At 65.7% G+C, this 26,034-nt stretch carries 27 protein-coding genes and 4 pseudogenes; 6 read left to right on the forward strand and 25 right to left on the reverse strand.

Going from position 1 to position 26,034, the window contains the following annotated elements; genetic code table 11:
• The 11 genes from FGW37_RS05395 to FGW37_RS05445 form a co-directional block, all read right to left on the reverse strand.
• Complete coding sequence (locus FGW37_RS05395) at positions 1–393, reverse strand: S41 family peptidase (RefSeq protein ID WP_179080015.1); 393 nt, start codon at positions 391–393, stop codon at positions 1–3.
• Positions 390–824 (reverse strand): hypothetical protein, encoded by a 435-nt coding sequence (locus FGW37_RS05400; RefSeq protein ID WP_179080016.1) that lies wholly within the window; start codon positions 822–824, stop codon positions 390–392. Before FGW37_RS05400 ends, FGW37_RS05395 begins: the two co-directional genes overlap by 4 nt.
• 394 nt (positions 825–1,218) lie before the next feature.
• Positions 1,219–1,488, reverse strand: a complete 270-nt coding sequence (locus FGW37_RS05405; protein WP_179080017.1) for a hypothetical protein — start codon at positions 1,486–1,488, stop codon at positions 1,219–1,221.
• The gene (locus tag FGW37_RS05410; protein ID WP_179080018.1) at positions 1,488–1,970 is read right to left on the reverse strand and encodes a hypothetical protein; all 483 of its coding nucleotides are present in this window, start codon (positions 1,968–1,970) and stop codon (positions 1,488–1,490) included. The genes FGW37_RS05405 and FGW37_RS05410 overlap by 1 nt, the downstream gene beginning before the upstream one ends.
• Before the next feature lie 77 nt (positions 1,971–2,047).
• Positions 2,048–2,371, reverse strand: coding sequence for a hypothetical protein (locus FGW37_RS05415; protein WP_179080019.1), 324 nt, complete (start codon positions 2,369–2,371; stop codon positions 2,048–2,050).
• Positions 2,372–2,400: 29 nt separating this feature from the next.
• A complete protein-coding gene (locus tag FGW37_RS05420) occupies positions 2,401–3,165 on the reverse strand; it encodes a hypothetical protein (RefSeq protein ID WP_179080020.1) in 765 nt (254 codons plus the stop codon).
• Between the two features lie 491 nt (positions 3,166–3,656).
• Positions 3,657–3,932 (reverse strand): hypothetical protein, encoded by a 276-nt coding sequence (locus FGW37_RS05425; RefSeq protein ID WP_179080021.1) that lies wholly within the window; start codon positions 3,930–3,932, stop codon positions 3,657–3,659.
• Positions 3,933–4,020: 88 nt separating this feature from the next.
• Positions 4,021–4,251: a hypothetical protein gene (locus FGW37_RS05430; RefSeq protein WP_179080022.1), complete on the reverse strand. Its 231-nt coding sequence runs from the start codon at positions 4,249–4,251 to the stop codon at positions 4,021–4,023.
• An 81-nt stretch (positions 4,252–4,332) separates the two neighbouring features.
• On the reverse strand, positions 4,333–4,989 hold the full coding sequence (locus FGW37_RS05435; protein ID WP_179080023.1) for a hypothetical protein: 657 nt from the start codon (positions 4,987–4,989) through the stop codon (positions 4,333–4,335).
• Between the two features lie 2,137 nt (positions 4,990–7,126).
• A complete protein-coding gene (hemC, locus tag FGW37_RS05440; protein WP_179080024.1) occupies positions 7,127–8,086 on the reverse strand; it encodes a hydroxymethylbilane synthase in 960 nt (319 codons plus the stop codon).
• Positions 8,083–8,595 (reverse strand): NUDIX hydrolase, encoded by a 513-nt coding sequence (locus FGW37_RS05445; protein ID WP_179080025.1) that lies wholly within the window; start codon positions 8,593–8,595, stop codon positions 8,083–8,085. Before FGW37_RS05445 ends, hemC (FGW37_RS05440) begins: the two co-directional genes overlap by 4 nt.
• 130 nt (positions 8,596–8,725) lie before the next feature.
• Between FGW37_RS05445 and hemC (FGW37_RS05450) the strand changes: the two genes are divergently transcribed.
• Complete coding sequence (gene hemC / locus FGW37_RS05450) at positions 8,726–9,658, forward strand: hydroxymethylbilane synthase (protein WP_179080026.1); 933 nt, start codon at positions 8,726–8,728, stop codon at positions 9,656–9,658.
• On the opposite strand, the gene FGW37_RS05455 is transcribed toward hemC (FGW37_RS05450), so the two are convergent.
• The 3 genes from FGW37_RS05455 to FGW37_RS33825 all read right to left on the reverse strand — a co-directional run bounded on the left by FGW37_RS05455 (position 9,655) and on the right by FGW37_RS33825 (position 11,187).
• Positions 9,655–10,572: a hypothetical protein gene (locus tag FGW37_RS05455; protein ID WP_179080027.1), complete on the reverse strand. Its 918-nt coding sequence runs from the start codon at positions 10,570–10,572 to the stop codon at positions 9,655–9,657. The genes hemC (FGW37_RS05450) and FGW37_RS05455 overlap by 4 nt on opposite strands.
• Positions 10,573–10,747: 175 nt before the next feature.
• Positions 10,748–11,065, reverse strand: coding sequence for a DUF7848 domain-containing protein (locus tag FGW37_RS05460; RefSeq protein ID WP_179080028.1), 318 nt, complete (start codon positions 11,063–11,065; stop codon positions 10,748–10,750).
• On the reverse strand, positions 11,065–11,187 hold the full coding sequence (locus FGW37_RS33825) for a hypothetical protein (RefSeq protein ID WP_281394711.1): 123 nt from the start codon (positions 11,185–11,187) through the stop codon (positions 11,065–11,067). Before FGW37_RS33825 ends, FGW37_RS05460 begins: the two co-directional genes overlap by 1 nt.
• Positions 11,188–11,501: 314 nt before the next feature.
• Here FGW37_RS33825 and FGW37_RS05465 point away from each other — a divergent pair, with 314 nt between their 5' ends.
• Together FGW37_RS05465 and FGW37_RS05470 are read left to right on the forward strand one after the other, a co-directional pair.
• On the forward strand, positions 11,502–12,758 hold the full coding sequence (locus tag FGW37_RS05465; protein ID WP_179080029.1) for a helix-turn-helix transcriptional regulator: 1,257 nt from the start codon (positions 11,502–11,504) through the stop codon (positions 12,756–12,758).
• A 332-nt stretch (positions 12,759–13,090) separates the two neighbouring features.
• Positions 13,091–13,222: pseudogene (locus FGW37_RS05470) on the forward strand (aldehyde dehydrogenase family protein); the annotation flags it as partial.
• A 159-nt stretch (positions 13,223–13,381) separates the two neighbouring features.
• Here the strand turns inward: FGW37_RS05470 and FGW37_RS05475 are convergent.
• The 7 genes and pseudogenes from FGW37_RS05475 to FGW37_RS34095 form a co-directional block, all read right to left on the reverse strand.
• A pseudogene (locus FGW37_RS05475) lies at positions 13,382–13,771 on the reverse strand (hypothetical protein); the annotation flags it as partial.
• 42 nt (positions 13,772–13,813) lie between these two features.
• A complete protein-coding gene (locus tag FGW37_RS05480; RefSeq protein WP_179080030.1) occupies positions 13,814–14,053 on the reverse strand; it encodes an IS3 family transposase in 240 nt (79 codons plus the stop codon).
• Between the two features lie 543 nt (positions 14,054–14,596).
• On the reverse strand, positions 14,597–15,205 hold the full coding sequence (locus tag FGW37_RS05485) for a TIGR03086 family metal-binding protein (RefSeq protein ID WP_179080031.1): 609 nt from the start codon (positions 15,203–15,205) through the stop codon (positions 14,597–14,599).
• Between the two features lie 132 nt (positions 15,206–15,337).
• A complete protein-coding gene (locus tag FGW37_RS05490) occupies positions 15,338–15,829 on the reverse strand; it encodes a cupin domain-containing protein (RefSeq protein ID WP_179080032.1) in 492 nt (163 codons plus the stop codon).
• Between the two features lie 116 nt (positions 15,830–15,945).
• The gene (locus tag FGW37_RS05495) at positions 15,946–16,677 is read right to left on the reverse strand and encodes an SDR family oxidoreductase (protein WP_179080033.1); all 732 of its coding nucleotides are present in this window, start codon (positions 16,675–16,677) and stop codon (positions 15,946–15,948) included.
• A 341-nt stretch (positions 16,678–17,018) separates the two neighbouring features.
• Positions 17,019–17,232 (reverse strand): annotated as a pseudogene (locus tag FGW37_RS33210) (IS21-like element helper ATPase IstB); the annotation flags it as partial.
• 565 nt (positions 17,233–17,797) lie between these two features.
• A pseudogene (locus tag FGW37_RS34095) lies at positions 17,798–18,049 on the reverse strand (Mu transposase domain-containing protein); the annotation flags it as partial.
• Positions 18,050–19,190: 1,141 nt separating this feature from the next.
• Between FGW37_RS34095 and FGW37_RS05505 the strand changes: the two are divergent.
• Positions 19,191–19,454: a CopG family transcriptional regulator gene (locus FGW37_RS05505; RefSeq protein WP_179080034.1), complete on the forward strand. Its 264-nt coding sequence runs from the start codon at positions 19,191–19,193 to the stop codon at positions 19,452–19,454.
• Positions 19,451–19,867 carry a PIN domain-containing protein gene (locus tag FGW37_RS05510; RefSeq protein ID WP_179080035.1) on the forward strand — a complete coding sequence of 139 codons (417 nt, stop codon included), beginning with the start codon at positions 19,451–19,453 and terminating at the stop codon, positions 19,865–19,867. The genes FGW37_RS05505 and FGW37_RS05510 overlap by 4 nt, the downstream gene beginning before the upstream one ends.
• Before the next feature lie 101 nt (positions 19,868–19,968).
• On the opposite strand, the gene FGW37_RS05515 is transcribed toward FGW37_RS05510, so the two are convergent.
• Complete coding sequence (locus FGW37_RS05515) at positions 19,969–20,868, reverse strand: helix-turn-helix transcriptional regulator (RefSeq protein WP_179080036.1); 900 nt, start codon at positions 20,866–20,868, stop codon at positions 19,969–19,971.
• Positions 20,869–20,998: 130 nt separating this feature from the next.
• Here FGW37_RS05515 and FGW37_RS05520 point away from each other — a divergent pair, with 130 nt between their 5' ends.
• Complete coding sequence (locus FGW37_RS05520; protein WP_218650572.1) at positions 20,999–22,540, forward strand: MFS transporter; 1,542 nt, start codon at positions 20,999–21,001, stop codon at positions 22,538–22,540.
• A 91-nt stretch (positions 22,541–22,631) separates the two neighbouring features.
• Here the strand turns inward: FGW37_RS05520 and FGW37_RS05525 are convergent, their stop codons facing one another.
• The 3 genes from FGW37_RS05525 to FGW37_RS05540 all read right to left on the reverse strand — a co-directional run bounded on the left by FGW37_RS05525 (position 22,632) and on the right by FGW37_RS05540 (position 25,882).
• Positions 22,632–23,015, reverse strand: coding sequence for a hypothetical protein (locus tag FGW37_RS05525; RefSeq protein WP_179080038.1), 384 nt, complete (start codon positions 23,013–23,015; stop codon positions 22,632–22,634).
• Between the two features lie 332 nt (positions 23,016–23,347).
• Positions 23,348–24,742 carry an outer membrane protein assembly factor BamB family protein gene (locus tag FGW37_RS05530; RefSeq protein ID WP_179080039.1) on the reverse strand — a complete coding sequence of 465 codons (1,395 nt, stop codon included), beginning with the start codon at positions 24,740–24,742 and terminating at the stop codon, positions 23,348–23,350.
• Positions 24,743–25,195: 453 nt separating this feature from the next.
• Entirely contained in the window at positions 25,196–25,882 is a 687-nt protein-coding gene (locus FGW37_RS05540; protein WP_179080041.1) for a GGDEF domain-containing protein, read from the reverse strand.
• Between the last annotated feature and the right edge of the window lie 152 nt (positions 25,883–26,034).

Raw genomic sequence — 26,034 nt, forward strand, 5'->3', positions numbered from 1 at the left:
TCACGCAAGCCGCTTCAACACCTTCTGGAGCTGGTCACAGTCAAGGGCATTCAGCTCTTCCGGCGACATCGCCACCGCCGGGTAAGGGCGCCCCTGCGAAAGCACGATAAGGAGCCACTTCCTAAACTCCGCAGAAGGCATCGTTGCCAGCTCAACCGCACTATCCAAGACGCCCCCTGGCCTGCCCCTGAGGTCATCCAAGGCGCGTTCGACGCCGACCCTGCTGTCACCACACTCACCAAGCAGTGCCTCGGTGTACTGCGACAGGAGGAAGTCCAGCCACCGGGCGGGATCCTCGCCTTCCGCGTCTTCCTCATGGTGGTCAGCCAACGCCGCTCCGAAAGCCTCACGGTTCGCCCAGACGAAGCGAGCCAGCTCGGTTGCTTCCTTCATTCCTCTCCCTGCTCTCCTGCACGGTCCGTCAGCCGCTGACTGGCAACCGCTTCGATCTTGGCCCTGGTGGCACGGTCCACCTCGGCGGGACCAGCCCAGGCGATGTCATCGTGATCCGCACACTCCCAAACGACGGTCGGCGGATGTTCCAACCAGTCCCCCCGGGTCACGCCCACGTGCAACGGCCACAGCACTGCCAGGACCGCATCACACGGTAGCGGTTCCGCCGAACCGTCGAAGCCAACTTCCTTAGACTCGTCGGTAATTCGACACACGGGCTCCCAGTCGGTATCGAAGATGGTGACGCGAACTCCTGAGCGAGTGACGTCCCATTCAACCGTGACATGGAAGCCAAAAATGTTTGGAAGCCTCCCTATCGCCACGTGCCCGAACTTGCACTCATCCCGAATCTGCTGAGCTTCGCCGGTCATTTCTCTCCCTTCACGATGTTCAGGTGGTGTAAGGCATTCAGCCCCACACCTTGAGCGCGGTGCACCCATGACAAAGGCCGGGCCTGCCAGGCCCGGCCTTCACCAGAGATCAACCGCTACGCGCTGGCGGCTACCAACCGTCCTTCACTCGATGCATAGATGCTGCCGAGCCCTGGAAACACTGCCTCGGCCACCAGATCGGCAAGGGCGGGCCGGCCAGACTTTGGAAGCTGTGCCCACAGACAAGTCAAGGCCCCGGCCAAAGCTTCTGCCGCGTCCGCTCGGTCACGGTCCAACCCACTTGGAAGGTCGGCAGTCGCCTTGAGCCAGGGTCGATATCCATCACCGTCCAACTTCCGGTAGACCTCGATCTCGACGGCCGACATAGCTGGCTTCATTCCTTCTCCCCCTCAATCGTGGACACATCTTGGGTGTAATAGGTGTCCAGGCTGAACTTCCAGTCGGAGCGCACGGGGTTGACTTCCCATCCAAGATCCCTGAATCGCTCGACCGGAAGAAACGTCATCGAGTCGGCGACCGGGATGCCGCTCTCGTTCAGAAGTGTTTGATGTACCTTTCGGTCGAGCAGCCTTATCCAGGCTCTCATGTTTCCTCTGTCCAGGTCGAAGTAAATCCCGAACTGGGCTTGATACCTCCAGCTCACTACTCTTCTACCTCCGGCGCATGCCCATGCAGGATTACGACAGTCCTCAGGTAGCCAGCCACTCGCCGACCGAAGAGCGCTAGAGCAAGCTCATCCGCCTCATCCGAAGCGTCATCCGCTGAGTGGGCCCAGACGTGGAACACCTGCGCTTCATCAGCCCCATCACCTGATTGGCGGGCCGCAGAGTCCCACCAGTCGTCATCCCAGCTCCTGACGACTGTGTAGGGCTTTCGCATCCCCTTTGTCACATACTCCAGCAGACAGAATCGAGCTGATTGGGCATCCTCCTGGCTCGCAACCCATATGTACCGATCCGTTTCGGGGTCGTTCCAGTAGGAATACCAGTTCTCACCCTTTACGGAATCAGGGGCATGCATTCGCACCACCATTCCGCGGTGCTGGTCCTTGATGGAGAGGAGATGAACGGTTTCCCTCGACTCATCCCATCTCACCTGATCCATGTTGATGATCTTTCCGATCACCGCGGCTCCTTTCCCTAGTGGCCAGCACAGCCGGCCAGCCCTGAGAGGCTGGCCGGCCACGCAAGCGGCTAGGAGTTCTATCGGCGCACCCGGCATTCACGGCAGTACCGACACGGATCAACGACAGCGACGCCGTCATCAGTCAGCAGCTTGGCCGACCACCCGGCGAGTAGCTCCGTATCGTCACCGGCTTCCATGGAAGCGGTGGCAACGCTCCAGAGCTCGTAACCCTCTGGGTCAACCTTCTTCCACTCGTCCAGCAAGGCATCCCGAGTGGCCCTGTGCGTTTTCCGTTCCTCTGCTGTGTACTCCACGAGCTCAGGACGTGTTCCTGCCCCGCCCGGGTAGATTCTGTACACCGCCCCTTCCTCGCTCGCATACAGAGAGAAGCGCAAGTCCATGGCGATTGCTTGAGATTGTCGACGCATTCTCACTTACCCTCCTCATTGCTCTTGAGCCATTCGACAGCCTCACGCTCCAGGAGCCGCAGCAACTCATCCGGGAAGTTGGCATTTCCCTGCCCGTGGTCTTCGCGCATATGGACCGCGTACATGTCCTGCGCGTGTTCCTCTGCGCGCTTCCACCGCTTCAGCGCGTCAATGCGAGGTGCTGCGTTCAAATCGAGGGGGTACCGCGCGAAGTGCCCTCTCCAGTAATGCAGGTCGGCCAGCGGTAGAACCGCGCGATTGAGTGCAATCCACATGTGCCGTTCCGTGACCGTGCCCGCGTTCGCCACAGCTTCACGAATGGGTGGGAGATCGAGCGGAGGAGTGACACGCTCTCCGATGATCGGCTCATTGGGAATGAGGCCGTACCGAGTCCGGTACTCCTCCAATCGGACGCTTTCCCAATCCTTCATGACTCCGGAGTGTTCGCCACAGACGATGACGCGGAGTCGCTCACCCTTGTACAGGGTCGTTCGGACGATCGCACCCGGGAACGGGCAGTGCCCCTTTTCGTCGTTGCGGTAGATTTCACACAGGAAATCACCTTTAACAGCCGTCTGTGCGACCTCAGCGTTCGGTGCCTCACCGACCCACACGGTCTCCCGCTTGCTCGGCTCCCATTCATAGGCAAACCACTTCTCAGGGTTCGGCGCACTGTCCACGCGAACCACGTAGCCTCCATACCCCTCCGTTTCCTCCTCTCCCAGATGAAAAAGGCCGTCATAACCGCCCTGCTGCCATTGCGGCATGAGCATGTTCCTTTCCTAGATGACTTGCATGGTTCTCGCCCTAGCAGGCGAGGCAACCGACCGACCTAAGCCGGTCGATCACCTCGGGTACTAGGAGAAGTGGATTACGGACCGGTTGATCTCATCGCCACATCCACACATCCATGGGCGTCCTTCGTCATGCCACGCCTGACGAAGGGCCAGAGTGACGCGCTCTTCTATCCACGCCCATTCCAAGAGCGTTGCGGTAGACGCTTTGACGTCCCACACGCCGTGCTTACGCTTGGCCCTGCGCACCTTAATTGCTCGGACAATCGCCATGAGTTGCACCTTGGTGAGGCTCCACGTCTCCGCATCCCCCAACACATTGCCCGCCGTCATGCCTACAGCAGCATTCACATACTCAGTGCCCACGAATACGTTGTCTCGGGAATGAGACTCCAGGGCCCGCGCCATCGTGGTTCGAATGTAGGAACGTTGCCCGGACGTTTTCGGCTTGACGGCGTACGTCCTCATCCCGCGATCCCCTCACGCCTATCGAAGATTTCGCGCAAACGCTCAATCATGAGCGGGATATCTTGCCGCCGAACCTCTAGGCGGACCTGCGAATCCCATTCCGAGTTCGGATCTAGAGACTCGGATGAGATCACAACCTCCATCCCCTCATTCAGGGTCTGAAACTCCAGGGTGTGCCACTCCTTACCCTCATGCTTCTCAACCCAGAAATGCCGCAACTCACCATCCAAATCGTCTTCCTGGTGGTCTGCGGTGTAGTACGCCTCACTCATAGTTGCCATCTCCTCTCTTTTGCCTGCCCTCTGACAGGCCATGACCGCCCCCGGCCCATTCCGGGGACGATCAAAGCGCGTCAGCAACTCAAGACCAGGAATTCCACCAACTACGGACCTCCTCCGGGCTCGTGTCGTAGTTTTCCCCTATAACGCCATCCAGCGATACGTTCGGACGATCCAGAAGGGTTAAGGTGGCGTTTACGATCATGTTAATAAGGTCGATGTCTCGCTCACCTGCGCTTAGCTCATCCCTCACCATGTCCGCTGCGGCATTTACAGCAGTAGAGACCGCATCGCGGGTGTATTTCGCACTCATGGAAACCTCCAGTCACTAACAATCCGGGCGATTGACCGAATTCGGCGGCACGCGCCTTACGGCGCGCATCACCGGACCCGTTCAGGCCACTTCAAGTGCTAGCTGTCCGGCCCCTTCCATGGCACGGCAGTTTTTCCGGTACTCCCACGCAACGAGGCGCGCACGCTCGGAGTCATCCAGGTCACGCCATTCATTACAGAAGTCGCACCACCATGCCTCATCAGCACTGGCGACCTCGCCAGATTCAACGGCAGCGCTCAACATTTCCGAGCATTCGTGAGACTTCACCTCACAGCCACAGTCCGGATCATTCGAGTAACATTCCCGCTCGCTCGGGTGATTGTGCTCGTATTCGGTCTCGCTGTAGTGCTCTTCGTCAGCAATCCCATAGCTTGCGAGAGCATCGACCCATTGCTGAGCAGCCAAAAGGGCCGCAGCGTCATCACGCCGAACATACAGCCGCTCGTACCATCCGTAGCCCCAATGCCCAAACGAGTGCGCCTCAACGGTCTCAGGAAATCGCTCGGTAAGGTCACGCTCAATGACCGCATAGTTGGATTCTTCCAGGGCTTTTGCGTCACGAGTCCGGCTAATTGGCAGGGCATACCAAAGCCCCTCAAACGCTTCCCGGTCGATGTGCATCGACGCACCCTTGTGACATTCCTTGGTGTACTCCGCCAACTCCTCCACGAAGGGAATCGCTGCGGCTATACGTGCAATACGCTTCCTGCGGGACATTCATTGCCTCCTGTTGCTCGGTTCTAAGCAGCTAGGTCGAGTAACTAGCCATGGCTGAGGCCGCCACTTCGTGGCGGCCCCGCCAAAGCCATTCACCACTGTCGAGCCACAACGTTCCGCTCAGCCCAGCGGGCCGCCCACTCTTTGCGAGTAATGCAGTGCATGGCGCCGTAAAGACGCGGCGATCTCAAGTTCAGCAAAGACCGCACCACGGAGCCCGAACCTACGCCAAAGGCGTACACGGAAGACACTCTGTCGCGCTTCCGATATCAGGATTGCGCGCATATCCCGGTCACTGTAGTGATAGCTCATTGACTCACTCCCCACGATCCACGAGCATTACCCACCACCCCGCACGACCGGCATTCTTCAGTCGTACTCCATAACGGCCCGCCCGCCCCATGCCGACCAGCGTTGCCGCATGTTCATGCAGAATCGACGCCGCCTCATTGCGGTCATCAGTGGACGCTATAAGAGTTTCCTTCACGGTCTTCCCCAACCCCTCTTCAGTAATAGCCTTACCTTAACGGGCCATGCCCGCACCCCAAAGTGTCGACCCACAACCTTTGGGGTGCAAGCAAGGGCCGTCAGTCCTTACACCACTCCGGCTCTCCCGGTATTCCGGATACGTTTTCCCGAATCCAGCATTCATCCGGGTTCCTGGCGATCACCGAGGCAATCTGATCCCGGATATCCTGTTGCCCGTCCGTGAAACCATCATTAAAGTCGGCAACACGTTGTGCGTCATTGCCTACCGGTCGCGTTTCATGGCCGGCCGCAAAGCCGATGCCAACACAAAGCGCGAGTAGAGCACCGACAGCTACGGGTCCACGAAAACCCTTCATTGGCCCCATCCTCACGCGTCCCAGTGCCGATATTCCGAACGGTGCACATACACGGCTCTAGCCCATCTGCCATCCGCATAGAACACATCAATACGAGAACAGAGGACGCCATGAAGGACGTCGTACGTCATAACCCCTCCTTGATTCTTCCTGCGGTGCCCATGCGGGCACCCAGCGCCCCAGGATGGCTTTGAACCATACGGACCCCAAACGGTCCCCAAGGGCCCCTCGAAGTGTCGAACCACAACCTTCAAGGTGTACCTAATCACTGCTCCTCACATTTGATTCCGGAGACTGCCGACGCTAGGCGGGTCTCAACTACGATTAGCTACCCGCGCCGCAATGTCGTTCTGGCCGACACCCGCCCTGATATGTACGACGCACGCTTTCCCTTCGCTAAACAGCTCACAAGGGAGTCGGCTACGCCGATTAGCTTCAGCCCCATTACGGACCTCTTGCATGGTTCACGCTGAACACCTCATCTCGCACTCACTCCGTGTGGCCCGGAATGCCGTTCTACACCTCTCGGGCCGGAGAGGCCGGTCATTGACTTGCGACTTTGGGGCGGCGTCCACACGCCCTGTCGGGTGACTGGCGATACCTCTTGCTCCGCTTTCCCTACTGCCCTAGCTAGAGGCGCTAGGCGGGTACTTACCGGGCCGGTCTCGCGTCGCTTCCTGCCGACACCCAGAACATTAGGTGTCGAGCCACAACTTTCGCAAGTCAAGAAATGGCAAAGTGGAAGGGTTCGGAAAGTGGCGAATATCGCAGGCTTAAACCCTTGACAATTCCCGAGTTGACCCCTATTTACCGCGCACCCGTTGCGCGCGGTTCCTTACCCCGGAATTCAGCAGGGCTTCGTACCCACTGAGCGCTATTGCTGGATTGAAGGAGAGCCCGTTGACCTGCACGTTCCTTCAATCCCGCAACGCTCACGAGCAAGCCCAGCGCGCACCAGCGCGCCTTTCCTTCAATCACGCCCACCCGGGGGTAATGCTAATTCAATCACGAGAGGGACCCACCGGGGGTGCTGCCCTTCGATGTTGTACGAGTCTGGGGTTTTCACGGAGGGTCACACCCTTAGGCGCCGGCCAAGCCCTCCACGAGCCTCTGACCTGCATAATTTCGGTGAACAGTCGCCTCGGGAACGACTGGCGGCCGCCTCCGTCACCCGTGCGTGAAGGATTGAAGGATTGAAAGAAGTCACCCGCGGCCGGCAAGTGGTTGAGAGACCGCAGCGCGGGCCCTGGTTGTCGAAGCGGCCCGCGCTAGCCCTTGTTGGGGGATCACACCTAGCTCTTGCTGTAAGTTCCCATGATCAGCTCTCGTGCTCCCTGGCGTACGAGGTCAGCACAGACGCGCAGACCGAGCGCCGCCGGATCATTGCGCTCCTCGCCCCAGAGTTGGGCGTGCACGAAGTTGGCGCCCTCGCGGCTGAACACCATGCCCCTCAACACGAGCTGGCCGTCAGGGCCGGTGACGCAGTGGCCAGCTATCGGCGAGTTGCAGTGGCCGAGGAGACCGTGGAGCATAACGCGTTCCGCCGTCAGCTCCCTCATGGTTTGCTCATGGTTGATCTGTTCGAGGATTCCAGCGACTGGCCCGTCGTCGCGCCGGAACTCTACGCCGATGACGCCGGCCCCCACGGCGGGAAGCATCTGCTCTGTGGTGAGTACTTCTTCAGCTCGGTCTTCCATGCCGAGGCGTCGCAACCCAGCCATGGACAAGACCATCGCGCTCCAGCCCTTGTCACCCTTGTCGAGGGCTGCGACACGGTTGCCGACGAGGCCACGAACCCTCTCGACGTTCAGGTGAGGTCGGTCCCTGAGAATCTGAGCCTTGCGACGTACGGCCGAGGACGCGACTACCGCGCCCGCGGGGAGGTCATCGAGCGTGCGGTAGTCCGACCCTTTGGGGAAGAGGACGACATCATGAACGTCCTCGCGGGGGAGGTAGGCCCCAAAGATCAGGCCCTTGGGTAGGGGTTGGTCCCCCGGCACGTCTTTCATGCAGTGCACGGCGACATCGACTTTGCCGCGCTGAAGCATCTGGTCGATGGCCTTGGTGAACAGTCCCTTGCCGCCAAGCTGGGCCAGGTCACCCTGCCAGAGGTCTGCCTCTGTGGTGTGAGGGATGATCTCAGTTCGAGTGTCCGGCGAGTGCTTGTGGATCAGCTCGGCTACCTGCTCGGCCTGCACGACCGCCATCGGCGCCGCGCGACTTCCGATGCGGATCAGTTCAGGGGTACTCATGACGGCTCTCCCATCGCGTGGAGGTAAGCGACCGTGCCGTTGTCGGCGGAATCGACCAGGTGTTGAACGCGATTCCAGTCCGGGGGTTTCATCATCGTTTGCCAATCCGTCATGGCCCTGAGGCCCCAGTCGTCGTGTTCGTCGGAGAGCGTTACGCAGGCGTCCATGTACTCGACCTCGAGCTGGCCGCCGTCGAAGAAGTACGCGGTCCTGTTCCCTGTCCAGCCGTTCGCAGGCAGCGAGAAGTCGATGCCGATCAGTCGCAGAGGACGGTGGCCGGGTGCAACGCTGGCTTCCTCGCTCAGTTCGCGGAGTGCTGCATCCACGGGGTACTCGCCGTGGTCAAGGTGTCCGCCAGGAAGCTGCCACGCGCGAGGCCCCGCCCCGGCCTTGTGCAGCATCAGCACGCGTTTGAGGTGGTCGCGGATCAGTACGGCAGCCCATACGGTGACACGTGGAAGCGATGCTTCGAACGCGGCTCGTGGTCGGTCTTTCGGGTGCTCAGCCATGGCTGTTCCTCCGATTCCCAAATGCCGACAATTAGTCGGAAAACACGCCGACAAATAGTCGGAAAAAGGCACTGGTGAACCGCAGTAGCATGTGCGCGCAACGTTCCAGCGAAGAAGCGGAGTTGACGCCATGACCACGGTGATTGTCGGATCACGGGCCAGCCGTCTGGCCCGAGCGCAGGTCAGGGAATGGCTGGGACCGATGCGCAAGCAGTTTCCGCACGTCACGTTCAAGCAGCGCGTGATCCTGGAAGGCGGCGACAAGGACCGCCGGACACCGTCGCTCGCCGCGGTTGCAGCGAAAACGGAGAGCGGAAACGCTTTCTCCGGCAAGCAGCAGCGCGCCTTGCTCGCAGGAGACGTTGATGTCGTTGTGCACTCCTTCAAGGACTTGCCCACCGAGCCCACACCGGGCCTGATGCTCCTTCCGGTGCCCGGTCCCCGGAAGGACGTACGGGATGTGCTGTGCGGCCACACCCTCGCCACGCTTCCCGCTGGGGCCCGCGTCGGAACTGGAGCCCAGCGCCGCATCGCCCAACTGCTTGCCCTGCGCCCCGACATCGTTACCGTCCCGATTCGAGGCAACGTCCCCCCACGCCTCGGCCGACTCAAAGGCCCTGGCGCCGTTGATGCTGTTCTCCTGGCCGCCGCTGGACTCGGCCGGCTCGGAATCGGCGCCGAGGTCTCTGAACATCTCGACGTTGCGACGTTTCCGCCATCGCCCGGCCAGGGGGCGCTCGCAATCCAGGTCCGCACCGAAGACGAGCGCCTTCGGGAGATGCTGGCCGACATCGGTGACACAGTCGTAGACGCGACCGTGCGCGCGGAGCGGTCGATGCTGGAGGCGCTGCACGGCGGGTGTTCCGTGCCCGTAGGCGCGTACGCCACAGTGGATGCGAACGTCCTGCGCTTGACCGGCACAGTGACCTCCCTCGACGGCAAAGAACAGGTCCGCGCCACCGCCAGCAGCCCTTTGGGCGACCCGGAGGGGCTGGGGCAGGCGGTAGCGAAGGAACTGCTGGAACGGGGCGCGGACGGCATCTTGGCGGCCATCCGGGGCTAGAGCGCGCGGGCAATCTCCACAGCGCCGTACGTGATGATGCGCTCGGCCCCTGCGCGCTTGAGCATGGTGACTGCTTCCATCAGGGGCCGTACATCTCGTGTGCCATCCGCCCCAGCAGGGGCGAGTCGGTTGTACTCGCCGCTGACGGAGAACGGCATCAGCGGGGCCGGACACGCCTCGCGCAGTCGAATCAGTGTGTCCACAGTGAAGAGTGCCGGCTCCAGCAGAACCATGTCGGCGCCCTCAGCCACCATGCCGAGCCCAGTTCGGACGGCCTGGTCCGCCCGCCGCGGAGCGATCTGAAACGCCCGGGTGCCGGAGGCCGGCGTGGCCCTCATGGTGACCCGGTATCCCTCGTAGAGCGTCGAGTCGAAGATCAGATGAGGCATGATCGAAACATCGGAATGCCCCGACTCGTCCAATGCCGACCGCACAGCCCGTGTGGTCCCCGGAATCATTGCCGCGGGCCCCACAATGTCAGCGCCAGCTTCAGCCTGAGTGACGGCCTGCGCTGCCAGCACTTCCCCCGTCGCCTTCACGTCCACGACGTTCCGGTCCGCGAGGTAGCACTCTCCGCTGCTGATGTAGGAACAGACGCAGGCTTCCGTCATGACGGCGATTGCAGGGGCCTCATCCTTGGCGGCTCTGATAGAGCGTGCCATCAAGCTGTGCGGAGACGCGGCCTGAGTGGCCTGGTCATCACGCATGCGACTGCCAGCAAAGAGCTTCACCGACCGAATACCCAAGGATGCCGCCTCTCGGAGCACCTTCGGGATCTCCCTGAGTGTAACGGTCGGCATGGGGTGATTCGCCTGAGCGCCATCCTCGCGCACGAGCAGCACCAACGACAGGTCTGCCGGAGTCAAGGCGGGGCCCGCAAGAAAGTTCCTCACAGCGGGACGGTGAACAGGCATTTGACGCTCCTCCGTTCGGAAGTGCTTCACTGTGCCGGTGCGAGGATCTTCCTCGCGCCGTACTGCACTTGCCGCCCGCTCGCCGCCAACCGTCACACAAGCGGGTGAACGAGCATGGAACCTGCCCCTCCGCCAGGAGGTGCCAACCCGGTATGACCGGCAGAGGGGCAGGAGACTAGTGGGCCGTATGGGCCTGCCGAGATCCAACGGGGCTGTCCTGACCCTCGAATGCCCTTTCGTGCTCAGCGATTCGGGAGGCAACGACCGAGCCGGGCGGGGGCCCGACGATCACGGAGTGCCCGTAGGTCTGCCAGAACCTCCGATGACCGGTCCTGGTGGTGTGGGCGTTCCTCCACGTCTCGGCGCTCTGCTCGCCGTCCTTAATGCTGAACTCCGCTTCGCACCCCTCCGCCAGGCACTCCACGGAGTACTCGGCGCAGACATTCGGGTCCACGATGGTCGTCCAGTCCGCGTAGCGGAAATACTGCGCCATCAGTGCTTCCCCTTGTGCTGGGCGATCAGGACCACGATGTCCGTGACCTTGGACATGTCGCCCTTGCGGCGCGCGTCGACCTTGGCCTTGTCCAGCTCCGCGCCTTCCTTGCAGCAGGACATCAGACACCGACCTCCGAGGCAGCCAGCTCGTCCTTGGTTGCCGGCCTCACGTCGCTGGGCTTGCAGTGCCACTCACGGCCACCGCCAGGCGGACGAAGCCAGATCAGCGATCCCCGCTGCTCCATCACTTCGCCCAACTTGTCGTCGTGGGTTGTATCCACCACCCACGCTCTGGAGCTGTCACGCATAGCTGTCCTCCCCAACATCACGAAGGCTGATGTTCAGTCAACGGCGCACGGGGGCATGTGGATAGATGCCAGGCTGTAGGCCATCGCTATGCCTCTTGTATGCCAGGAGACCCAAAGGGGAGGCCCATGGCTGTCGGCGACGAGATTCGGAAACTGCGCACAGCGCGGCGCCTCACCCAAGGCAGGCTTGCGCGCTTACTGAACATCGCCCGGTGGGGAGATGAGTCGGCCGCGAGGAAGGGCACGTGTACCGGTCACTACGTGTACCGGTGGGAGAAGGGGCTTCGGCACCCGGAGGACTGGTTGCCCTTCCTCGAACAGGTGCTAGAAGCCGACCTCTGCGGTTACGGTGATTCCCCCGCGCCCGATGTTGACGTAGTGGATGTGGAAGGGCTGGTACCTCCCGTGGACCGTAGGGCATTCTTTGGAGCTGGGGCTGTTGCTGGCATTGCGCTGTCCACCCCCTCAGCCATGGCGCAGGGCCGCCGCATCGGCCAGGCTGACGTTGTGCGTGCGGGCCGGCGCCTCGCGGCACTGCGACGTCTCGACGACTACAGCGGCGGCGTCTCCGTCTACCCGAAGGTGGTCGCCGAGATCGACCACCTCGCCAGCATGGCCGCGCACGGCACCTACTCTGATTCCGTGGGACGCAGCTTGCTGTCTACCCTCGCCGAGCTGTACCAGTTCGCTTCGTGGACTGCCTTCGACGCCGGGCGCATCCCGCATGCTAGGAAGTACGCTCAGGCCGCAGCCAGCGCGGCAAACCAGGCGGGGAACGCGACGTTGGGTGCAACAGCCCTCTCTGAGCTGTCGTATCTCACGGCTTCTACCAGCGACCCCAACGAGGGAGTCGCGATGGCCGAGGCCTCCTTGGCATGTGCACCCAGGAACGTCCTTCCTGCTGTGAGCGTCGTCCTCGCCGATCGCCTCGCATGGGCATGCGCGCGCACGGGAAACGCAGCCGGAGCCGAACGCGCTCTCGGCCTATCTGAAGCCGCCCACGACAAGCGGGATACCTCCCGTGTGGAGGAGCCGGACACGGTCTATTGGATCAACAGGGAAGAGACAGAGATCATGGCTGGCCGGTGCTGGGCTGAGCTGAGGCAGCCCAAGAGGGCTGTGCCGATCTTGGAAAATCTGACCGCACCGTACGACGATACGCATGCTCGCGAAGTGGGGCTGTATGCCTGCTGGCTGGCAGGGTCGTACCTCGACGCCGGGGCCCTCGATGAAGCAACAGCTTCAGCAGAGCGGGCCGCCAACCTGAGCTTCCATACGGCATCACCCCGTCTGAACGATTGGGTGAAGGGAACACTCGCCCGCTTCGAGCCTCACCGGAATCACGTCGGTGTCCGCGAATTGCTGGACGCGTACGCCTCGTGAGTCGATTGATCGATTGAAGGAGGTCGGCCGGTCCAGTCAGGCCCCTACCACTCACTTCGGTGAGCGGCAGGGGCCGACTCAGTATTGATCAATTGAAAGAACTGGCTTTCAGGGATCTCGCCCCGGCCTCGAGGGACACACTGGCCCCTCGGGCAGCCGGGCGGAGCTACTGCTCCCCTTCGTCTTCCTCCACCTCCAAGGCCATCGTGATCTCGGACAGCTGGTCGTCTGATAGCCGTGGCGCCCGTGACATCCAGTGGTCAAGCCATTCACTCTTGGTCATATCCGCAGGTCACCGGCCTCGGCGACGCTACGGAGCTGCATAGAAGTTCGCACACGCGGCCTTCGGCGGCTACAAGCAGTCGGGCATAGGCAGGGAAACCCACAAAATGATGCTGACCCACTACCAGCAGACGAAAAACTTGCTCGTGAGCTACTCGGCGAAGAAGCTCGGCTTCTTCTAGGTGCCGCAAAAAGGCGCCTGACCTGGGCTTTCGCCCGCCAGGCGCCTTTCGCTGACCTTGCCTCCAGCACAGTCAGGTTTGCGTCGTATCTCCCAGTTCCTCCCATGCCTATCCCGCTCCTGACCAGCTGTTCCGGTCTATTTCCGGCCCAACCCCGGGTCACCCGGCGGGCGTCACGCCCCTGCTGACGCTGTCCCACTCGCGCATGGACTGCTCGACGAGGCGGTTGGCGTGGTCACCGACCGTCCTGGGCACGCCGAAGCGTTCGATGTGCGCTCGTAGCATGCGCACGAACTGAGGAGGGATCGGCACAGGCCGGGTGGCCGTAGCCGCACGGCGCTTGAGCGAGTGCACCTCGTGGGCCGCACCGTCGTCCGTCCAGTCCTTGCCGGCGGTGACGACCCCGCCCGATAGATTGAGCATCCCCCACCCGGTCGTGGGCAGATGGCATTGCTCGAGACGGAGGTGAATGACCTCCGCGGGGCGCATGGCCGCGTAGTACATGCAGCCGAAGAACGCCTCAAGGTGGGGCCCGCGACCTGGCTGCTGGGCAACCGACGACTGTCAATCCCCTCGTTCTGTGGAGATCTTCTATGCGGCCGGCTCCAGGTCGGAGTTGGCTCGGTGGTCTTTCTCGTAGTCGATCGGGCTGTAGTACCCGCACACGCTGTGTAGCCGGTGGGTGTTGTAGAAGCCGGTGATCCAGGTGGCGATCCTCAGCCGGGCCCCGGTGCGGGTGGCGAAGGTGTGTCGGTAGACGTACTCGACCTTGAGGACGCTCCGGTGAGGGCCAGGGCGGCGACCGCCGCCATCACGGGCATCCTGATCCACTTCACTTCCTCCTCCCCAGTGCCGTTACTCCTGCGAGGCAGGCATGACCGATACACCCGAAAGCACCCAGAAAGTCACTCGCCTGAGCTAACAGGCCTCAAGAACTTCACTCGCACGAGTGGCCACCGGATCGCGTCAGGGGGCACGGCATGACCACGCTCCCCGCCGACCCGACCCGTCGGACAGGCCTTAGGGTACTGAGGCCCTATGGGCCGGCGCCGGGCGGCGCGGGGGGCGACGCGGACAATGCGTCGAGCACGTCATGGAGTGCGTGATGTCCGACGCCGCGTCGGACATCGGCATTTCGCATTCCTTGACCATGGTGGGTTGGTCGATGCACCGCATCATCAAAGCCCTGGGGCGTGGTACTCGGCGATTCCGAGCGTGTGCGCGGTGGCGTCCCGATCGAGCCGGAGGCCGTGCGCCGACGGCGGGCAGGAAGCGCCGGGCCTGGTCGACCGCCTCCTGGGGCAGAGCCGTGAAAGTGAGCTCGTGCAGGAACGCGGAGACGCGCGCATTCGTGGCTCACATCCTCCCCGGGGTTCAGCCCTGGTCCAGCCTGCGTCCCATCGTGCGGAGGAGGCGGTCCTGCGCGGAGGTAGCCGGCGTCGGAGCCTCCGTGGGTGGTCCGTAGTAGCGGTTGCCGTCCGTGATCGGGCTTTCGCTGACGCCGTGGTAGATCCACTGGAAGTTGTCGAGGACCCACTGCACCGTGGGTGCGTCGAGTCGTTCATCGAGCCGCGCCGCGCGGGCGAGATCCCACGTGTGGGTGATCGCGTCCACGACGTACAGGCCGAGCAACTGCCGACCAGGAACGGGACCGAACGGATAGTCGACGATCCGGTCGAGCGCGCCGGCGGCATGGAACGCCGCCCGGCACTCGGCCACCGCACCCGAGTAGGTGGTCACCAGGTCGCCATCGAGCGTCTCTTGATCCAGGTTCGCCATGAACTCCGCACTGCTGCCGCCACGCAGGAGCGAGGTGTAGATACGGCTTCCCTGGATCATGTGGTTGACCAGTTGCCACACGTTCCATTCGGTGCAAGGCGTGGCGCTCTCCCAGTACGTGTCCGGCACCGCCCGTAGCCGGTCGCTGAAACCTTCTGCCGCGGCGTCGAAGTAGCCGAGCAACCTGCTGTCTGTGTCATTCATGGTTCCGAGTCTGGCTGTTGCGCGCTGCCGCTTCCGGCGGGAATCGGACCTTGACCCGCTTCTGTGCCCCCTGCTCCGGGGCGGGGAGGTACCAACGGCGGGCTGAGCCCGGCGCCCGGCATGGCCGAGCGGCTACGCGGTCCGGGCGGAACGCCAGGTTGTCGCATCGAGGAAGTGCACGTCGTAGCGGACCTGTTCGGGCAGCAGGCTGTCGAAGGAGTCCATGCCGTGCTGGATACGGCCCAGCGCCCGGAAGTATCCGAAGCGGTCGACCCCCGGCGTCAGGACCGCGAGGAGCTCGGCGGTGCAGCCGGCAGCGGCACCGAAGGCATGCGCCACCTTTGGCGGCACGATGACCATCCCGCCCTGCCCCACCGACGCCCTCTCATCGCCGACAAGGAACTCCACCCTGCCGTCGAGTACGTAGAAGAGCTCTGTCGACAGCGCGTGGTAATGCGGCCGTGCGCCGTCGGCGCCCTCCCCGAGGGTAAGGCGGTTGGCACCCAGAGCCCCGCCGGTGTCGCCGGCGTCGGCCAGCAGGTGGAAGCCTCCGCCGTGCGGCAGCGCTACATGCTCGGCTGCCTCGGGCCGCACGATCAGCCCGGTCTTGTTCTCGGTCTCCATCGACACTCCTTGGTGGCGGCCCCCTGGAGGAGGCGGTCTTCTACGGTCGAAGCCCTGTGCCTCTCGTCGCCGAAAACAAGGCGACGAGAGGCACAGGGCACTGCTGTCCGGGCCGATCAGGCGGCGTGGCCGCCGTCGACGGAGTACTCGGATCCGGTGATGTAGGCGGCCCCGTCCCCGGCGAGGAAGACGACCGTGGCCGCGACCTCCTCCGGACGGCCGAACCGGCCGAGGGCCGTCATCGCGGCCTGGGGGGCCGCGTGGGGCCCGTCGGCCGGGTTCATGTCGGTGTCGACCGGCCCAGGGTGGACGATGTTGGCGGTGATGCCCCGTCCGCCGAGCTCCCGGGCGAGAGCCTTGGTGAGCCCGGTCAGCGCCGACTTGCTCATCGCGTAGAGCGTTCCGCCGGGGCCGGGCACCCGCTGGGTCATGCAGGTACCGATGGTGATGATCCGGCCTCCCCGGCCCATGTGGCCCGCTGCGGCCTGCGAGGCGAGGAAAGCACCCCGTACGTTGACCGCGAGCACCCGGTCGACGTCAGCCGGCGTCAGCCCGGCGAGCGGACCCAGGACGCCCGCGCCCGCGTTGTTGACCAGCACGTCGAGCCGGCCGAGCGTCCGCACCGCCCACTCCACGGCGCCCGCCGCGTCACCGACGTCGCCCGCGTCCGCCCTGACGGCCACGGCGCGGCGGCCGATCGCCTCGATCCTGCGGACCACTTCCTTGGCCGCCGCCTCGTCGGCCGTGTAGGTGATGGCCACATCGGCTCCCGCCTCGGCCATGGCCAGTGCGATCGCCGCGCCGATACCCCGGCTGCCACCGGTCACCAGAACTGCCTTGCCGTTCATGGGTTCTCCTCGTCGTTGGTTGCTGGTTCAATGAAACGGGAGGGTGATCGTCGGCGCTGGCGGGAACCGGACTTGGAGTCCGGCCCGCAAGGTGCCTGGCCGTGTCACCGGTGGGTGCAGCAGGTGCCACCGGTTGTGGCCCGCGCCTTCGCGGAAAGCGCCGAAGAGCCGGTTCGAAATGACCGTTGATGCTTCGGGGCTTATATGTCCCGGTATCAACCCGTGTCGAATGCCAGGGAACTTCGGGCTCCCGCCCCCGCGCATCCGGCCATGGTTCAATGCCGTGCGTGATCACACACATACCCGGAAGATTCGCGTAGCCATGGTGGAACCTCTGACGCCCTCGGCTCGGACCGGCGCCGGGCCCGGTCGTCGCACTGGGCCGGCAGCAGTTCAGCCATGAACCCGCGGTAGGTCATCTGGTCGCGGATGGCCGCCGCGGCGAGCTCGGGATATTGCGACCTTACGGTCGGCAGCCGCAGCAGCCGGGCACGCCTGGTCCACAGCCGCGTCGGCGGCCTGCTCGGTCAGCCCACGGTTGCGTTTCACGGTCATGGTGCTTCTCCCTCATAGGCGGAACGGTTGTCCGCGGACCGCCTGCGCAGTCGCAGCAGCTGGTCATAGACAGCCACCGACGGCAGCAGCCGGGCGTCGGGGGCAGCGCGGCCAGCCGCCGCTCGGTCAGCGAGGTCACCGTCGCCCCGCCCGCCGCCCCGCCGGGTTCAGGTTCCTGGTTCTCGGCGGGCTCCGCGGCCTCATCGGCCTCGGCCGCCTTGCGGGCCTCCAGCGCGACGGCGTCCGCGGTCAGCGCACCGGCCCGCAGTGCGGTCGCGATCCCGGCGACGACATCGCCGTGGTCCATGTGCCGGTGCAGCAGCAGGACCGCGATCAGTGCGCGGGTGCCCTCCGCGTCCCCGTGAGCCGTGCAGGCCGCCTGCCACCAGGCCTCGTGCACCGGGGTGAACCTGCCCGCCGAGCGGGCCTGCTCCAGCGCGGTCGCGCCGGGCAGTGCACCGGGCTTGCGGACCAGGGCCTCCAGGTAGTGGTCCAGCTCCAGGCGGGAACCGCCCTTGGCGATCAGCCGCTCATGGCGGGCGACCTCCTTGAGCCCGTCGTAGACCACCAGCTCCGAGGCGTGCAGCACGATCCGCACCATCCGGCCGATCAGCCGCACCGGCACCGAGTAATGATGGGTCCGCACGCTGATCTGCGCGTAGCGGTCGACCCGTAACGTGGAGACGTACCCCGTCTCGAACGGCTCGTCGGGCAGCGGCGCCAGCAGCGGGCGCTCGACGGCGAAGTACTCGCCGATCGACTGGGGGCGAAGCCGGATCCGGCGGTCGTCATCGGCCTGGTCCCACCGGTCCACCATCGCGTTGAGCTCCGCCAGGGTCTTGACCTGCGGGACCGGGACCAGGTGATTCCTGCGAAACCAGCCGATCTGCCCCTCCACGCCGCCCTTCTCGTGGGCGCCCTCGATGCCCGGGTGGCAGTAAAAACTCTCGATCGAGAAGTGGGACCGGAAGGCGGTCCACGCTCGCTCTCCACCCGGCGCCGGGTCAGCCCCAGCACCTGGGCGACCGCGGCGCGCAGGTTGTCGTAGCGAACCCTGCCGTTCGGGACGCCGCCCAGCGTGTCGAGCGCGTGGACGTGCCCCTCCAAGAACGCCTCCTGCCCGCAGGACGCGAAGATCTGGTGGACCGCCTTGCCCGAGTACGACAGGCGCAACGAGAACAGGTAGCACTTGGTGAGCACCCCGGCCAGGTCGATCCACACGTCCCCGAAGTCGACCTCCGCCTCGTCACCCGGGCGGTGGGTCTGCGGGATGAACGATTTCGGAGGCCCGCGGCCCTCCTCCACCCGGATCTCCGGGCGGCGCCAGATCAGGTAGTCCCTCACCATCGCGTAGGACACCTCCTCCGCGCCGTACTCGTCCAGCAGCCGGTCGAAGACCCGCGTGACCGTATGCCGCTGCTTGCGCGGTGCGTCCAGGTCCTCGCGCAGCATCCCGTCGATGACCAGCTTGTAGGGATCCAGCCGCGACCGGCGGGGCGGGGGCTTCTTGCAGCTTCCTTATCGGCCTGCTGGCCATGACCCGCTTCTCCCGGATCGAATCCAAGCCCGACCTGGCCTGGGTCAAGGCCCTGGCGGCCGCCGGGGGAGTTCTACCTCCGCTGGGTCCGAGCCGGCCGCCCCTACGGCATCGAGGACGTCGAGGCCCACGCCGAGACAGCCTGAGCCAGCGCTCCCGGGCGACAGGTCGGCCGTCGACGGCCTGGGGCCTGGTTGCAAGATCCGGACCATTCCCGGACCAGACCTCGAATGCGCAGCCCCAAAACGATCATTTTCGCTGGTCAGCCGGTCCGCCGCTCGTGTACCACCAGCAGACGAAGAACCTGCTCGTCTCGTACTCCCCGAAGAAGCTCGGCTTCTTCTAGGAGCCTCAAAACGGGTGCCTGGATCGGCCGCCTCTCCCGGACCAGTCGGGGAGGATAGGCAGTAGGATGGATAGCATGAGCGAGCCTACCGGCAAGTATTCGATCACGATGCCCCGGGACATCGCGGAAGCCGCCCGCACTCGCAGCGGTCCGTCCGGCCTGTCTGCGTACGTCGCCGCCGCGGTCGCCCGTCAGATCGAACGCGACAATCTCAACGACCTCATCGCCGTTGCCGAGGCCGAACACGGCGCCATCACTGACGCGGAGATCCAGGCCCTGCGCGACCAACTCCACCAGGCGCGCCTGGAACAGACACGGGGCGCGGCGGACGCCGCGTGACCCGCTCCCCCGCCGCCACACCGGGCGGCACCCTCGTCCTGGACAGCGAGGCACTGGCCAAGGCCGTCCTGCGTGACCGCACGGTCACCGCCTGGCTCGCTCTCGCCCGCGCCGACGACCTGCGGGTGATCACGTCCGCGGCCACTCTCGTCGAGGTGGTCCACCCCCGGATCAACCGCCCGGCCCTGGAATGGACGCTGTCCCGGATCGTCGTCGAATCGGTCACCGAGCCGTTCGCCCGCCACGCTGCCACACTGCTCGCCGACGCGGGACTGCACGGTCACAAGTACGCCATCGACGCCATGCTCAGCGCCACCGCCCTCGCCGCGCCCGGCCCCGTCACGATCCTCACCTCCGACCCGGAAGACATCACCGCGCTGTGCGGCGCACGCGCCACCGTGATCAAGATCTGACCAGCATCGGCTCCTCGACCGCGTCGCGTTCCCTGCATGGCGCTGCGGGTGCACCCTTCCAGGGCACTTGAAGTGGGCCCCTGGCTGGGGATAGGCAGCCGTTACCTGTCCCGGTGCCGGGGGGCCTCGGCGAGGGCGGGCTCGGGTTTCTGGTGATCTGCAGCCTGGGTGGACAGCAGTCGTAGTGCGTCGGCCGAGGCCGTGTCGTTGGGTGTGTAGACCTCCAGCCGGTGGTCGGGGCTCTCGGGCTGGAGCCACACCTGGTAGTCGACGTCGACCCCTCCGACGGTCGGGTGTTGCATGCGCATCGTGCCCACGGTGCAGTCCGCGACGTCGCCTTTGGCCCACAGATTGGCGAAGTCGGCGCTGCGCATGGCGAGTTCGCCGATCAGTTCGGCCAACCGGGCGTCGTTGGGATACCTGCCTGCGGTGAGCCGCAGGTAGGCGACATGGGCCCGGGCCAGTTCATCCCAGTTCCGGTGCAGGTCGCGGGTGAGGGAGTCGAGAAAGAACATCCGAGGGATGGACGGCCGTCGCGCGAGGTCGTGGGGCGCGTCGAAGTCGACGTGTTCTGCGACGAGGGCATGTCCGGTGCGGTTCCAGACCAGCACGTCGCCACGGCGGCCGAGCACGACGGCCGGCGTGGTCTCTCCCAGGGAGGCCAGGAGCGCCAGTACGCGTGGGTGCGGCCTTTCCGGGCGGGGGCGGACCAGGCGTGGGGTGGTGGGCTGACGGGCGAGGTTGTGCAGGTGGGCCGTCTCGGCCTGATCGAGCTGAAGCACGGTGGCGAGCGCGTCGAGGACCTGCTGGGAGGCCGTACCGGCCTGCCCCTGTTCCAGCCGCGTGTAGTAGCCGGCACTCACGCCCGCGAGCTGGGCGAGCTCCTCGCGGCGCAGACCCGGCACGCGGCGCGCGGTCCCGTAGGTCCGCAGTCCGGCGTCGGCGGGCGTGACCCGGTCGCGACGGCTCTTGAGATAGGCCCCGAGGCTCTCCAAGTCCATGACCTCGAGCGTAGGCGGAACGGTCCGATTCGGGGTGCCCCTGCGAGGTGTACCCATGACGCGGGGATGGTTGCCGAGCGGACCACACCACACCATCCCAAGCATGAACGGCATGAATGGCATGAATGGCATGAATGAGCAGCGCGTTTCTCACTCACCCGGTCCGCGGGCGCGGCTCGGTCTGCTGGTGATACTCGGCCCGGTACTGCTGGTCGCCATGGACGGTTCGGTCCTGTTCCTGGCGATGCCCAAGGTCACCGAGGCGCTGTCGCCGACCGCCGATCAGGCGCTGTGGATCCTGGACGTCTACGGATTCGCCGTCGGGTCCCTGCTCATCGCGTTCGGGAACATCGGCGACCGGTACGGCCGGCTGAAGCTGCTGATGACCGGCGCGGCGCTGTTCGGCGCGGCCTCGGCGGGAGCGGCGTTCGCCCCCGGGCCGGAACTGCTGATCGCCTTCCGGGCGCTGATGGGCGTGGCCGGTGCCACGCTGCTGCCGTCGGCGCTCGCGGTACTGAGCGAACTGTTCACCGACCCACGCCTGCGGGCGAAGGCGATCGGCATCTTCGCAGCCACCTTTGCCGCCGGCTTCGCAATCGGCCCGGTCGTCGGCGGACAGCTGCTGAACAGCTTCTGGTGGGGATCGGTCTTCCTGATCAATCTCCCCGTCGTCATGCTGTTCCTGATGCTGGCCCCGGTCCTGCTCCGCGAGGTACGTGCCACCCGGACCGGCCGCATCGACGCTCCGAGCGTTCTGCTCTCCGCTGCGGGCATCCTGCTGGCCGTCTACGCGATCAAGCAGGCGGCGGCGGAGGGGCTGACCGCGGCCCCGTTGGCCGCAGGGATCGCCGGCGTCGTCGCCCTGTGGTGGTTCGTCCGGCGGCAACTCCACCTCGAGCACCCGCTGATCGACTTCCGCCTCTTCCGCGACCGGGTGTTCACGATCGCGGCCATCACCGGTCTGCTGCCTCTGGCCGCATGGTCGGCAGTGGCCTACCTCGGCGGCATCTACCTCCAGTCGGTCCTCGGACTGACCGTCCTGGACGCGGCTCTCGTCGCGCTCCCCGGCGCCGCCGTGCTCACCGTCACCTGCATCGTCACACCTGCACTGGTCGCGCGTACCGGCGCCCGGGCAGCGCTCATCACCTGCCACTTCTTCATCGCCGCAGGGCTGCTCCTGCTGCCGGCCACCAGCGTCTCCGGCGGCATCGGCTGGTACGTGGCATCCACCGTCATCGCCGGCATCGGTTACGGCATCTCCTTCAGCGTCGTCGCCGACACCGCCGTCGCCGCGGTGCCCGCAGAGCGCGCCGGGTCCGCGGCGGCAATCGCCGAGACCAGCAACGAGATCGGCAACGCCCTCGGCATCGCACTCCTCGGCTCGCTGGCCGCCCTGATCTTCCGGCTCCAGGGACCTGACCTCGCCGGTACCCTCACCGAGACATTGCAGGTCCCCGGCCTCACGGCCGCGGTGATCGGCGATGCGAAGTCAGCCTTCGTCACCGGTCTGCACGCCGCTGCCGTGATCGCGGCCATTCTCCACGCCGCACTCGGCGCCTTCGCCCTGCGCCACCTGCCGAGGGCCTTCACCGGCACAGACGACGACGCCGACGCCTATCGGGAGCCCCTGCCCCAGGACCAGGACACCGTCGAAGAAAGCAGCGTTCGATGACTTCCGCGGCACTCGCCATGAGGGCTGCGGGGCATCAGCCGGGCGCCGAGTGCGGCGCCCAGCTGATGCGGTGCGGGTTACCAGGTTCGGGTTACCAGCTGCCGCCCCAGACGGCTCGCGTTCCCACGGGGCAGGTCAGGCGGAAGTCCCACTGGCCCGAGAAGGTCTCCGGGAAGAAGTGGCGGCCGTCCGTGCAGTCCACGTACACGTGGTACGAGGTGCCGTTGCACGTCATGAAGAAGTTGCGGCCCCCGTCCGTGCGGCCGTTCCAGCAGGTCGCGGCCAGTTCACGCTCGGTGGAGCTCGATGCGCGCTGAACCGGGGTGTTCGCCGAGATCGGCGCCAGGCCGGCGGTGCTGGTCTTGCTCTGGCCGTCGGTGCTGGTCGCCTGGGCTTCGGCGGTGTTGGGCACCGGGTCGGCGCCGGCTGGTGCGGCGAGGCCGGCGATCGCGGTGACGGCGATCGATGCGGCCACTGCGGCGTTCCTCAGGAACGACACGTTCTCCTCCGAGTGGTGGATGTTGCGGTAGGTACGGGATCTTTCCCGGCCTTTCGGTGACATCGTGGATGATTGCCGCCTCTGGGGGGAGATGGGCTTACTCGGGGGGCGTGCGGGAAGAAACGTCGCCAACAGCACTTGTCGGACCTGCGGGTTGCGGCGCGCTCCCGCGAACGTGTGGTCAACGCCGATGCGTTGTCCGTCCGGAGGAGGTACATGATGCGGATCCGCGACGGGTGGTGGCGCGTGAAGCGCATCGCGGAGAGGCCCGCCCGGCCGACCACCCGGCCACCCGGGCGGGCCCCGCGTCAGTTGTCGGTGCCCGGTAGGGCTATCAGGGACTTCTGGCGGCGTTCGGGCTCGGCGCCCTTGGATTCCGAGACGTAACCGGCCGAGAGGTAGAGGGACTTGCCGTGGGCCATCGGGTAGGGGTCGGAGCCTATCCAGGCCTTGGTGGGGGTGGGGCGGTAGGTGCGGACGGTCTTACGGGATCCCGTCGCCGGGTCGAAGCGGACCAGGGTGGCGGGGTCGTGGATGTTGCCCGCCGAGTAGGCCAGGACGGCGTCGGTGTCCGACGTGGCCACCAGGTGGTACGTCTGCAGGTATCCCGTCGCGCGCTGGTCCCACAGACGCTTTCCGGTGGTCAAGGACCAGGCGGTCAGCTGGTTGTTGTCGTCGGAGTCCTTCTCGTCGCGGTCCATCGCCATGACCAGCTTGTCGCCCGCGATCCGGACGTCGGCGGCCGGGGCGCCGCCGTCGCCGCGGGTGAGGCCGAAGCGGCGCTTGGGGGTGCCTTCGAGGCGGGTGCGGAGTTTGCCGTCGTCGTCGAGGACGCTCACGCGCATGCGGCCCTCGTAAGGCCGGTCGGGGTCGTCGACGACGATCGGGGAAGTCGCGAGGACCTGCCCCTGCCTGCCGTATTCGCCCAGGCGGTACTTCCACTTCGCGTGGCCGGTGGCCGGGTCGACCGCGGCGAGGTACGTGCCCGGGTCGTTGCCGCCGAGGAGGCAGTGCTGGATGCGCAGGAGCTGCTTGCCTCCCGTGTAACCCTCGCCCCGGCAGGTGTCCTTGGCCTCGGCGCCCTCATACAGGCCCTTGTCGTCGTCCTTCCACAGCTGCTTGCCGTCGCTCACCCGGAACGCGGTGGTGACGTGGTCGTCCGCGGAGACGACCACAACGTCGCCGCTGCGGGCGATCCGGGGGCCGTCGGAGGGGGCCCACTCGTCGGAGTCGGTGGAGTGCTCCCACAGCGTCTTGCCCGACGTCAGGTCGACGGCGTAGAAGGTGTGGCACGCCTTCCCGGAGCCGCGGGCGAGGACCGCGATGCCCGCCGTGGAGTCCGCCGACGCCTGGCACAGGACACTGCCCGAACCGGGGGTGGGGGCCTCCCAGCGCTGTCCGCCGGTCTTCGGGTCCAGGCCTACGAGGCGGTCCGGCAGGGCCTTGACCACGGTCTTGTCGGTGAACCACACGCCACGGATCATCCTGGGGTGCTCGAGCCCCGACCTGGTGTACGGGAGGCTCCACGACACCGTCGCCCGGCTTCCGCCGGAGCCGCCCTTGCCGGATCCGTCCTTCGTTCCGCCGCCGCCCGGCAGCAGCATCCAGACGCCCGCTCCCAGCGCGACGACGAGGACCAGTCCGACGGCCACCGCCAGGGCGATCAGTCCCTTCCGCCCGGGGCGTTCAGGGACCGGGGGCATGAGGGGCGGCCCTCCCGGTATGCCATACGTGCCATACGTGCCATACGCGCCTGGGGTACCTGGGGCGCCCGGTGTGTACATGGGCGGCGGGACGGGGCCTGCTCCGTAGGGAGGTGCGGCTCCGTAGGCCGGTGCTGCTCCGTACGCGGGTGCTGCTCCGTACGCCGGTGCTGCTCCGTACGCCGGTGCTGCTCCGTACTGCGGCACCGCCGCCTGACCCGGTGCCGGCGGCACCGGCGGTCGCGTCGCGTCCGGTGGCGCGATGACGAAGTCGTCCTCGCCGTTCTCGTTCAAGGGCTCGCCCATTCGGCCTCGAATCTCCTTCTCTCCCTCGTAAGGGACTAGTCATACCAAGTCGGATTCCCCGGCGGCCCGCCGGGCGGGGTGCGGGCGCCGGGTACGGGGTGCGGTGTGCGGGGTGAGGGAGTGACAGGTACGGGGTGACGGCCCCGGTTACGAGGCGTTCCTGCGCATCGGCGCGAGCAGCGTCAGGTGGGCGCCGGAGCGGACGCCCGAACGGACGCCGGAACGGCCTTCTCGGCGGCCGTTGGTGGTGCGGTAGACGTCGACGGGGCCGGCGGGACGCCAGTGTTCGCCGAGGCGCTTGGCGGTGTACATCGCCTCGTCCGCACCCCGGAGCAGGTCCGAGAGGGCGGCACCGGGACGGTGGCTGGTACGGCAGACGCCTATGGAGGCGCGCGGGGAGAGGGTGACGCTGCCGGTCTCCAGCGGTGCCGAGAGACGTGCGGAAAGGCTGTACGTCAGCTCGGAGTCCAGGTCGGCGTCCGGCGCGAGGCGCACCACGGCGGTGAACTCGTCGCCGCCCAGCCTTGCCGCGAAACCGCCCCGCTCCCGGCACCAGGCGGACAGGCGCCGCCCGACCGCCGCGATGACCTGGTCGCCGACGTCGTGCCCGTGCGTGTCGTTGATCTGCTTGAAGCCGTTGAGGTCGAGCAGCAGGACGGCGGCGTGCGGCCGCTTCACCGCCCGCTGCGCCCGGCTGGTGAACTCCTCGCGGCACATGAGGCCGGTGAGCGGGTCGGTGCGGGCGGTGCGCAGGCGGCGGACGAGGAAGAGGGCGTGGGCGGCCCATCCGATGGTGGGAGCGGCGATCGGTAAGGCCTGGAGCAGGAGGTTCATCGGACACCTTCCGGAACAGAGAGGTGGCCCGTCGCTTCCCTCGCCGTGGGCGCCGTGGGTGCGCGTCGAGACGCGAGTACGCCGTCGCGGTGGGGCGCGAGCGGGCCGGTGGGTGGATCCGGTCATGCTGGAGATCCCCCGTTTCCCCGGGC

Source organism: Streptomyces rectiverticillatus, from assembly GCF_013394065.1.
GTDB classification, from domain to species: Bacteria; Actinomycetota; Actinomycetes; order Streptomycetales; family Streptomycetaceae; genus Streptomyces; species Streptomyces rectiverticillatus.

What these genes read in the sequence shown, in the direction of transcription:
- FGW37_RS05540 (WP_179080041.1), bottom strand. Translation starts at nt 25,882, where the DNA reads ATGAACCTCCTGCTCCAGGCCTTACCGATCGCCGCTCCCACCATCGGA.
- FGW37_RS05445 (WP_179080025.1), bottom strand. Translation starts at nt 8,595, where the DNA reads ATGGCTGAGCACCCGAAAGACCGACCACGAGCCGCGTTCGAAGCATCG.
- FGW37_RS05430 (WP_179080022.1), bottom strand. Translation starts at nt 4,251, where the DNA reads ATGAGTGCGAAATACACCCGCGATGCGGTCTCTACTGCTGTAAATGCC.
- FGW37_RS05420 (WP_179080020.1), bottom strand. Translation starts at nt 3,165, where the DNA reads ATGCCGCAATGGCAGCAGGGCGGTTATGACGGCCTTTTTCATCTGGGA.
- FGW37_RS05465 (WP_179080029.1), top strand. Translation starts at nt 11,502, where the DNA reads ATGGCTGTCGGCGACGAGATTCGGAAACTGCGCACAGCGCGGCGCCTC.
- FGW37_RS05520 (WP_218650572.1), top strand. Translation starts at nt 20,999, where the DNA reads ATGAATGAGCAGCGCGTTTCTCACTCACCCGGTCCGCGGGCGCGGCTC.
- FGW37_RS05495 (WP_179080033.1), bottom strand. Translation starts at nt 16,677, where the DNA reads ATGAACGGCAAGGCAGTTCTGGTGACCGGTGGCAGCCGGGGTATCGGC.
- hemC (WP_179080024.1), bottom strand. Translation starts at nt 8,086, where the DNA reads ATGAGTACCCCTGAACTGATCCGCATCGGAAGTCGCGCGGCGCCGATG.
- FGW37_RS05490 (WP_179080032.1), bottom strand. Translation starts at nt 15,829, where the DNA reads ATGGAGACCGAGAACAAGACCGGGCTGATCGTGCGGCCCGAGGCAGCC.
- FGW37_RS05395 (WP_179080015.1), bottom strand. Translation starts at nt 393, where the DNA reads ATGAAGGAAGCAACCGAGCTGGCTCGCTTCGTCTGGGCGAACCGTGAG.
- FGW37_RS05415 (WP_179080019.1), bottom strand. Translation starts at nt 2,371, where the DNA reads ATGGACTTGCGCTTCTCTCTGTATGCGAGCGAGGAAGGGGCGGTGTAC.
- FGW37_RS05485 (WP_179080031.1), bottom strand. Translation starts at nt 15,205, where the DNA reads ATGAATGACACAGACAGCAGGTTGCTCGGCTACTTCGACGCCGCGGCA.
- FGW37_RS05435 (WP_179080023.1), bottom strand. Translation starts at nt 4,989, where the DNA reads ATGTCCCGCAGGAAGCGTATTGCACGTATAGCCGCAGCGATTCCCTTC.
- FGW37_RS05425 (WP_179080021.1), bottom strand. Translation starts at nt 3,932, where the DNA reads ATGAGTGAGGCGTACTACACCGCAGACCACCAGGAAGACGATTTGGAT.
- FGW37_RS33825 (WP_281394711.1), bottom strand. Translation starts at nt 11,187, where the DNA reads ATGTCCTGCTGCAAGGAAGGCGCGGAGCTGGACAAGGCCAAGGTCGAC.
- hemC (WP_179080026.1), top strand. Translation starts at nt 8,726, where the DNA reads ATGACCACGGTGATTGTCGGATCACGGGCCAGCCGTCTGGCCCGAGCG.
- FGW37_RS05530 (WP_179080039.1), bottom strand. Translation starts at nt 24,742, where the DNA reads ATGCCCCCGGTCCCTGAACGCCCCGGGCGGAAGGGACTGATCGCCCTG.
- FGW37_RS05460 (WP_179080028.1), bottom strand. Translation starts at nt 11,065, where the DNA reads ATGGCGCAGTATTTCCGCTACGCGGACTGGACGACCATCGTGGACCCG.
- FGW37_RS05515 (WP_179080036.1), bottom strand. Translation starts at nt 20,868, where the DNA reads ATGGACTTGGAGAGCCTCGGGGCCTATCTCAAGAGCCGTCGCGACCGG.
- FGW37_RS05400 (WP_179080016.1), bottom strand. Translation starts at nt 824, where the DNA reads ATGACCGGCGAAGCTCAGCAGATTCGGGATGAGTGCAAGTTCGGGCAC.
- FGW37_RS05505 (WP_179080034.1), top strand. Translation starts at nt 19,191, where the DNA reads ATGAGCGAGCCTACCGGCAAGTATTCGATCACGATGCCCCGGGACATC.
- FGW37_RS05455 (WP_179080027.1), bottom strand. Translation starts at nt 10,572, where the DNA reads ATGCCTGTTCACCGTCCCGCTGTGAGGAACTTTCTTGCGGGCCCCGCC.